6 protein-coding genes are annotated in these 8674 nt (G+C 66.1%); 3 read left to right on the forward strand and 3 right to left on the reverse strand.

Going from position 1 to position 8674, the window contains the following annotated elements; genetic code table 11:
- Window positions 1-10 precede the first annotated feature (10 nt).
- The gene (locus CAG31_RS02455; RefSeq protein ID WP_085577875.1) at window positions 11-2200 is read left to right on the forward strand and encodes a patatin-like phospholipase family protein; all 2190 of its coding nucleotides are present in this window, start codon (window positions 11-13) and stop codon (window positions 2198-2200) included.
- A 298-nt stretch (window positions 2201-2498) separates the two neighbouring features.
- Here CAG31_RS02455 and CAG31_RS02460 read toward each other — a convergent pair whose 3' ends face one another.
- The 3 genes from CAG31_RS02460 to recQ all read right to left on the reverse strand — a co-directional run bounded on the left by CAG31_RS02460 (window position 2499) and on the right by recQ (window position 7065).
- A complete protein-coding gene (locus CAG31_RS02460) occupies window positions 2499-4238 on the reverse strand; it encodes a FimV/HubP family polar landmark protein (RefSeq protein ID WP_085577894.1) in 1740 nt (579 codons plus the stop codon).
- A 127-nt stretch (window positions 4239-4365) separates the two neighbouring features.
- The gene (locus CAG31_RS02465) at window positions 4366-4800 is read right to left on the reverse strand and encodes a MarR family transcriptional regulator (protein WP_085577876.1); all 435 of its coding nucleotides are present in this window, start codon (window positions 4798-4800) and stop codon (window positions 4366-4368) included.
- 135 nt (window positions 4801-4935) lie between these two features.
- Window positions 4936-7065 carry a DNA helicase RecQ gene (recQ, locus tag CAG31_RS02470; protein ID WP_085577877.1) on the reverse strand — a complete coding sequence of 710 codons (2130 nt, stop codon included), beginning with the start codon at window positions 7063-7065 and terminating at the stop codon, window positions 4936-4938.
- Window positions 7066-7482: 417 nt separating this feature from the next.
- Here recQ and CAG31_RS02475 point away from each other — a divergent pair, with 417 nt between their 5' ends.
- On the forward strand, window positions 7483-8070 hold the full coding sequence (locus CAG31_RS02475; RefSeq protein WP_085577878.1) for a YecA family protein: 588 nt from the start codon (window positions 7483-7485) through the stop codon (window positions 8068-8070).
- A 10-nt stretch (window positions 8071-8080) separates the two neighbouring features.
- Window positions 8081-8476 carry a YbaN family protein gene (locus CAG31_RS02480; RefSeq protein WP_085577879.1) on the forward strand — a complete coding sequence of 132 codons (396 nt, stop codon included), beginning with the start codon at window positions 8081-8083 and terminating at the stop codon, window positions 8474-8476.
- Window positions 8477-8674 lie beyond the last annotated feature (198 nt).

Below are 8674 nucleotides of genomic sequence, written 5' to 3' on the forward strand. Positions count from 1 at the left end.
GAGACTCACCATGCGTCGCCTTCTGATCTGCCTGCTGCTTGGTTTCCTTCCGCTGCTCGTCCATGCCGATGAAACGGCGCGGCCCAAGGTCGGCCTGGTGCTGTCCGGCGGCGCCGCCCGGGGGCTGGCGCACATCGGCGTGCTCAAGGCCCTGGAAGAGCAAGGCATCAAGATCGACGCGATCGCCGGCACCAGCATGGGGGCGGTGGTCGGCGGCCTCTACGCCTCGGGCTACAAGATCGACGAACTGGAGAAGCTCGCCCTGTCCATCGACTGGCAGCAGGCGCTGTCCGACGCCCCGCCCCGGGAGGACGTGCCCTTCCGGCGCAAGCAGGATGACCGCGACTTCCTGGTGAAACAGAAGCTCAGCTTCCGCGACGACGGCAGCCTCGGCCTGCCGCTGGGGGTGATCCAGGGCCAGAACCTGGCGCTGATGCTCGAAAGCCTGCTGGCCCACACCAGCGACACCCGCGACTTCGACAAACTGCCGATCCCGTTCCGCGCCGTGGCCACCGACATCGCCGACGGCGAGAAAGTGGTGTTCCGCAAGGGCCACCTGCCCCAGGTGATCCGCGCCAGCATGTCGATCCCGGCGGTGTTCGCCCCGGTCGAACTGGACGGCCGCCTGCTGGTGGACGGCGGCATGACCGACAACATTCCCCTCGACGTGGCCCGGGAGATGGGAGTCGATGTCGCCATCGTCGTCGACATCGGCACCCCGCTGCGCAACCGCAAGCAACTGGCCACGGTGGTCGACGTGCTGAACCAGTCCATCACTCTGATGACCCGGCGCAATTCCGAAGAGCAACTGGCGGCGCTGCACCCCGACGACGTGCTGATCCAGCCGCCGCTGGCGAGCTTCGGCGTCACCGATTTCGGCCGCGCCCAGGAGATGATCGACGCCGGCTACCGCGCCACCCGGATCCTCGACGCCCGCCTGGCCCGCCTCAAGCCCTCCCAACCCCAGGACACCGAACTGGCCGCCGCCCGCTCGCCGGGGCAACGTACGCCGGTGATCACGGCGATCCGGGTCGAGAACGACTCGAAGGTCGGCGACGACGTGATCCGCTACTACATTCGCCAGCACATCGGCGAACCGCTGGACCTGGGCCGCCTGCAGACCGACATGGGCACGTTGTACGGCCTGGACTACTTCGAGCAGGTGCAGTACCGCGTGGTGCACAAGGGCCCGGACCACACGCTGGTGATCAGCGCCCGGGGCAAGCGCAGCGGCACCGACTACCTGCGCATCGGCCTCAACCTGTCCGACGACATGCGTGGCGACAGCGCCTTCAATCTCGGCGCCAGTTACCGGGTCAACGGCATCAACCGCCTCGGCGCCGAATGGCTGACCCGGGCGCAGATCGGTGACAAGCAGGAGCTGTACACCGAGTTCTATCAGCCGCTGGATGTCGGCTCGCGCTACTTCCTCGCCCCCTACGCGGCGTTCGCGGCGCAGAACGTCGACTCGGTGCTCGACAACGACCCGATCGCCCAGTACCGCGTCGAGCGCTACGGCTTCGGCCTCAATGTCGGCCGACAGATCGGCAACAGCGGCGAGGTGCGGCTGGGCATCGGCGAGGCTTGGGGCAAGGCCGACGTGCGCATCGGCGATCAGAACCAGCCCAGCGAGCACTTCAACGAAGGTTTCTATGCGCTCAAGTACTCGTTCGATTCGCTGGACAACGTGTACTTCCCCCACGAGGGCGAGGACATCGGCCTGACCCTGGCGCAGTTCGAGCCGGGCCTGGGCTCCGACACCCGCTACCGGCAATGGGAGTTCAAACTGGACAAGGCCATGAGCCGCGGCCCGGACACCCTGGTGCTCGGCGGCCGTTACGGCCGCACCCTGGACGATGCCAACGTGGTGGTCTCCAGCTTTCTGCTCGGCGGCGCCCGGCAGTTGTCCGGGTTCCGCGAAGATGCGGTCTCCGGCCAGAACGTCAGCCTGATGCGCGCCGTGTATTACCGCCGCCTGACCCCGCGCTCGTTCCTGCCGCTGGACTTCCCGCTGTACGCCGGCGCCTCGCTGGAGCGCGGCCGGGCGTGGAACAACGACAACGAGTTCGACAGCGGCTACATCAACGCGGCCAGCGTGTTCATCGGGTTCGACACGCCGTTGGGGCCGCTGAACTTCAGCTACGGGCTGAACGATGCGAATGAGCAGGCGGTTTACCTGAATCTGGGGCAGACGTTCTGAGGCCGGCCTGGATTTTCTGCGGCGCCTGACCTGTCGCCATCGCCAGCAGGCTGGCTCCCACAGTATCCGAGGGGTTCACAGATTCGGCATTCGCCCGCAATACCTGTGGGAGCGGGCTTGCCCGCGATGGCGGAGTGTCAGTCCCAGTGGTTTGGCTGACAGACCGCTATCGCGAGCAGGCTCGCTCCCACAGTGTCCGAGGTGTTCACGGATTCTGCGTTCAGCCGCAATACCTGTGGGAGCCAGCCTGCTGGCGATGGCGCCAGCTCAGGCACCGCAGGGCAAGATCCCAAACGTCTCAGCGGATCCCCGCCAACAGCGTCCGCGCCGTCTGCCTGAGGGGTTCGTCGCCCTCCTTGAGCAACTCGTTGAGCAAGGCGATGGCGCTGTCGATGTCACCGTCGTCGATGCAGGTCTGGGCCTGCTCCAGTTTCCCGGCACCGGCCTGCGGCCCGGGCGGTTTGCCGGGGTCGCCGAACGCGTTGAGGAAGTCTTCGTCCAGCGTGGGTTCTTGCGGTTCGGCGATCCATTCCAGCTCCGCCGCTTCGGCCTCGGCGTCCTGGGGCAGTTCGAAATCCTGAGGCAGAATCTCCAGGCTGTCGCCCAGCGCGGACACCTCCTGCGCAAGCGCATCAGCGGGCCGTTCATCGTTCAGGTCCCAGCTCGAATCCATCGACAGATCGCCGTCGTTCAGCTCGAAGCTGTCCTCCGATGCCACCGGTGGCGCAGCCGTGACAAGCGGTGCTGCCGCCGTCACGGGCAAGACCGGCAGTAGCGGCGCGACAGGGGCCAGTTTCGGACAACGGCTGCGGATCTCCTGCAGCGCCGTCTCCGTCACCCCCTGCCCGCGCAGGTGGCTTTCCTGTTCGTCATAGGCGGCGCCATCGCCCTGCCGGCCCAGCACCTCAAGCAATTGCAGACCGAGGTCGGTGCGCTCCGGCTCCTTGCCCAACGCGTCACGCAGCAGGCCGGCCGCTTCGCCCAGCCGCCCGTAGGCCAGATAGATGCCGACCGCCTCCAGCACCTGGCCGGCGCCGGATTCCTCGCGGTGTTCGGCGGCGTGGTGAACCGCAGCGAGCGGGGATGTACCGGCCCCTTCAACCTGGGGCTCATTGCGCAGCGCCGGGGCCGGCCGCGCAGCCTGGGTTTGCGTCGTCTGCCGGCGCCGGCGAAGCACGAACAGGCCGGCCACCAGCGCGACAAACAGCACCAGCAATCCGCCGTACAACGGCCAATCGCTCGACGCCTCCCGGGGTTCGACCGGGGCGGCGACCGGCGCCGGCGCGGGTGCCGCCACCGGCGGTGGCGGAGCCTGCTGAAGCTCGGTCAGGCGGCTTTGAAGGTCGCTGACCTGCTTTTTGCCGTCGGCGATCTGGACATCCTGGGCCTGAAGCCTGGCGTTCAGCTCATCGAGAGATTTCTGCAACTGCTGGTTCTGCAGGACGCTGGCCGCCAGTTGCTCGGCCAACGCGTCGTTGGCAGGTGCCGCAGGCGTGGCCGGCGCGCTGGCGGCCGGTTGGGCGGCAGGCTTGCCGGGGGCGGTGGGCGCAGGCGCCTCGGGGGTAGGAAAACCGGAGTCCTGGGCGCGCACGTCCGGTTCGTCGGTGGCCGGCACGATGCCAGGCGAGCCCGGCGGGTCGATCAGCACCGTGTACTCGCGCAGCAAGCGGCCGTTGGGCTGATTGACCTGCACCAGGAAATTCAGGAAGGGTTCGTTGACCGGTTTGCCGGAGGTCACCCGGATCAGCTTGCGCTCGCCCCGCAGGATCGGGGTGAACCTGAGGTCATTGAGAAAGAACACCCGCTCGACCCCGGCCCGGCTGAACTCGTCGGCCGTGGCCAGGCTGACCGACAGTTCGCTTTGGCTGAGCCCGCCGACGTCCAGCAAGGCGATGTCGGCCTTGAACGGCTGATCGAGGCCCGAATGCACGGTGATGTCACCGAGCCCCAGCGCCAAGGAGGCGGTTGACCAGACAAGCACGCCGGCCACCACCAGCGGGCGGGCGCAACGCAGTACCACGTGCCGACTTCCGAGCATGAGCATCCCTTATATAAGCAAAACCGACTTCTATGCGTTCGCACATCCGGTACGAACACGATATTGCCCAGTAGTTCTTATAGTCGGCCCAGCGCGATCCCTCAAAAAAACGGCACGGGGTTTTGCCTCAGGATTTTTCCAGGTTGCCCAGAATGTGCGCGTGAACGCGCATGCAGACCTTCAGATCCGCGTCGTCCACGCCCTCGAACAGTTCGTGGCGCAATTGCGTGGCGATGGTTTCGATCTGGTCGATCAACGGCCGGGCCGGGGGGCACAGCACGATCTTTTTCGCCCGGCGGTCTTCCATCACGGACTGGCGTTGCACCAGCCCCTGGCTTTCCAGGCTGTCGAGCAGGCGGGCCAGGGTCGGCCCTTCGACGCCGACGCTCTGCGCCAGCTCGCGCTGGGTCGGCGCCTCGTCGAAGCGCGCCAGGTGCAGCAGCACCAGCCAGCGCGCCTGGGACAGGCCCATGCCGGCCAGCCGGCGATCCAGTTCGGCACGCCACCCACGGGACATCTGCGCCAGTTGCATGCCAAAGCGGTGTTGATCGGTTAACGGCATAAAACACTCATGGTTAGACTGAAGAAATAGAAAAAAACTAATTATTAGTCAGCTAAGCATGACATTTGGCTATAGGCAAGAGGATGTCTTGCACTGAATCGTTACATCAAAGCAACGGGTCGTGTAAGCCCAGGCTCACATCTCGAATTCCGACTGCAGCGCCGCGCGCACGCAATAGAGCACGCCTTCCGGCACCCGGCTGCCGAACAGCGCCGCCACTTCGGCCACCGACGGCAGTTCGCCTTCGCCGTCGAGGAAGGCGTCGTGGACTTCGCCCATCAGTTCTTCCGGCAGATCCAGCGCCTGCTCCAGCGACAACTGCTGCTGACCGATGGCCTCGGCCAGCATGCTGTAGACGTTCTTTTCCGAGCACTGCAACTGGCCGGCGATCTGCAGCGGCGTCATGCCGGCGCGGGCCAGGGTGATCAGCTCATGCCGCACGTCGGCCACGGCCTTCGGCGTTTCGGCCTCGCCGCCAAGCACTTCGAGGAAGGCCTCGCCGTAGCGCTCCAGCTTGCGGGCGCCGACGCCGCTGACCCGGGCCATTTCCGCCAGCGTGGTCGGCTGGCTGCGCAGCATTTCCACCAGGGTCGAATCGGGGAAGATGACGTAAGGCGGCACGCCGTGCTCCTGGGCCAGCTTGCGCCGCAGGGTGCGCAGGGCTTCCCACTGCTCGCGCTCTTCGGCACGCACCAGTTGGCTGGCCGGGCTCTTGCTGAGCCCCTTGGCGCTGACCTGCGGCTTGAGGTCGCGGCGCAGCTCCAGGGTCACCTCGCCCTTGAGCAGCGGCCGGCAGGTGTCGCTCAGGCGCAGGCCGCCGTACCCTTCGTGGTCGACGTCGGCCAGCCCCCGGGCCACCAACTGACGGAACAGCGAGCGCCATTCGCCCTCGCTCATCGCCTTGCCGACGCCGTACACCGACAGGTGCTGATGGCCGAAGCTGCGCACCTTTTCGTTGTCCTTGCCCAGCAGCACATCCACCAGGTGGCCGACGCCGTAGCGCTGGCCGGTGCGGTAGATCGCCGACAACGCCTGGCGCGCAGGTTCGGTGGCGTCCCAGGTCTGCACGCCGTCGACGCAGTTGTCGCAATGGCCGCAAGGCTCGGGCATGTCTTCGTCGAAATAGGCCAGCAGCGCCTGGCGGCGGCAGCGGGTCTCTTCGCAGAGCGAGAGCATGGCGTCGAGCTTGTGCTGCTCAAGGCGCTTGTGGCGCTCGTCGCCTTCGGAGTTCTGCAGCATCTGCTTGAGCATCACCACGTCTTGCAGGCCGTAGGCCATCCAGGCATCCGCCGGCAGGCCGTCACGGCCGCCGCGCCCGGTTTCCTGGTAGTAGGCCTCAAGGGACTTGGGCAGGTCCAGGTGGGCGACGAACCGCACGTTGGGCTTGTCGATGCCCATGCCGAACGCCACTGTGGCGACCATGATCAGGCCTTCCTCGTTGAGGAAACGCTGCTGGTGGTACGCGCGCAGGTCGTTGGGCAGGCCGGCGTGGTACGGCAGCGCCGGGAACCCTTGCTCGGTGAGGAACGCCGCGACTTCCTCGACCTTCTTGCGCGACAGACAGTAGACGATGCCGGCATCGCCGCGCCGCTCGCCGAGGAACGCCAGCAACTGCTTGCGCGGCTGCTCCTTGGGCACGATGCGGTAGAAGATGTTCGGCCGGTCGAAGCTCGACAGGAAACGCTCGGCGTTCTGCAGGTGCAGACGGGTGACGATCTCTTCGCGGGTGCGCTTGTCGGCCGTGGCGGTCAGGGCGATGCGCGGCACGTGGGGGAACATTTCAGCCAACTGGCCCAGTTGCAGGTATTCCGGGCGGAAGTCGTGGCCCCATTGCGACACGCAGTGGGCTTCGTCGATGGCGAACAGGGCGATGTCCAGGCCTTGCAGGAAGCTCAGCATGCGCGGCTGCACCAGGCGTTCGGGGGCCAGGTAGAGCATCTTCACTTCGCCGCGGCGGATCCGCGCCGCCAGGTCGCGCTGCTGCTCGGCGCTCAGGGTGGAGTTCAGCGCGGCGGCGGCCACGCCCAGTTCCTCAAGGGTGGCGACCTGGTCGTCCATCAGCGCGATCAGCGGCGACACCACCACCGCCAAGCCTTCGCGCAGCAGCGCCGGCACTTGGAAGCACAGGGACTTGCCGCCGCCGGTGGGCATCAGGACCAGGGCGTCGCCGCCGCTGGCCACGCGCTCAATGATCGCACCCTGGCGGCCACGGAAACTGTCGTAGCCGAAGATGTCCTTGAGGACGCGCTGAGCCTGTTCGAGCATAGAAACTCCAAAAATCACCGAAACATCCCTGCACAGGCTGGTTCAGGGCAGCCGAGGCTGCTTAAACAAAACGTAAGGGCGCATTGCATGATCATCGTCATGCCGGCAGGGATCGCAAAGCGCGGCAGTATACCCGAGCGTCTCCCTGCGCAGGGCGCCGCTGAGAAGCCGGTTGCACGAAACCTTGGGATAACACAAAACCTGTGGGAGCTGCGGTGCGACGACTCGACTTGCCAGCGATGACGTCGGCACCTTCAACATCAATTCCGACATTGCCACCGCTATCGCTGGCAAGCCAGCTCCCACAGGGCCTGTACCGTGAACCGGGATTTCAGGCAAATCTGCCGTGCGGCTGGCTTGAGGGCTCAAGAAGGCCTAGAATTCCCGCATTGTTTATTCCCCCAAGGTAGCCCCGTAATGTCCTTCGCTGAGCAACTGACCCGCCTGCAAGTCTTCCTCGACGCCGACGAGCTGCATGAAGAGGCGCTGGATTACGTGGCCGCCCACGGTTACCTCACCGCCCTGTCGATCTGCTCGGACGTGGTGCCGGACCGTGAATGGATCGACGCGCTGTTCGCCGAAGAGCCGCACTACACCAGCGACGCCCAGCGCGAAGAGATCGAAGCCACGCTGATCGGCCTCAAGGCCCACATCGCCCGCCAACTGGCCTCCGACGAAGAGTTCGAGCTGCCGTGCGACCTGGACCTGGGCGACGAGCCGGACGACTCCGAGTTGCGCGGCTGGTGCATCGGCTTCATGGAAGGCGTGTTCCTGCGTGAAGAGGCCTGGTTCGAGACCGCCGAAGACGAAGTCAGCGAAATGCTCCTGCCGATCATGGTCGGCTCGGGCCTGTTCGACGAGCAGCCGGAGTTCGAGGACATCGCCAAGGACGCCAACCTGATGGACGACATGATCGTGCAGATCCCGGAAGCCCTGACCGCGCTGTACCTGCTGTGCCAGGCGCCGGACGAAAAACCGGCGATCCTCAAGCCTCGCCACCACTGAGTTCCCGCCTATGGACAACCCCATAGGCAACCGTCCCCTGATGCTGCGCTACCTCCTGCTGGCCGTCGGCTGGCTCAGCGTGGCATTGGGGGTGATCGGGATTTTCCTGCCCGTCCTGCCCACCACGCCTTTCCTGCTGCTCGCGGCGGCCTGCTTCGCGCGCAGCTCCGAGCGCTTCTACCGCTGGCTGGTGGAGCATCCGAAGCTGGGCCCGTGGATCCGCGGTTACCTCGACGGCAACGGCATTCCGCTCAAGGGCAAGGTCTACGCCATCGGGCTGATGTGGGCGAGCATCCTGCTGTCGTGCTATCTGGTGCCGCTGCCTTGGGCCCGGGGGTTCATGCTGACCAGCGCAACGCTGGTGACGGTCTACATCCTGCGGCAGAAGACCCTGAAAAAAACCTGACCTGCGGCGAGGGCGCTTGCTCCCTCGCCGCAGGCGCATGACCGCCGGTCGCAAACCCGCCCGCCCCTGTCAGATCTGACAGTAGCCACCCTGCCCCTTCCGGCTTCCAATGACTCCGTCGCCCACCCGCACCGGAGTCTTTGCCATGCTCATCCAGCCCCTGCGAGCCGTCGCCCCCCTGGCCCTGCGCGAGCCCGA

Source organism: Pseudomonas sp. R25(2017) (assembly GCF_002112565.1).
Classification (GTDB): domain Bacteria; phylum Pseudomonadota; class Gammaproteobacteria; order Pseudomonadales; family Pseudomonadaceae; genus Aquipseudomonas; species Aquipseudomonas ekonensis.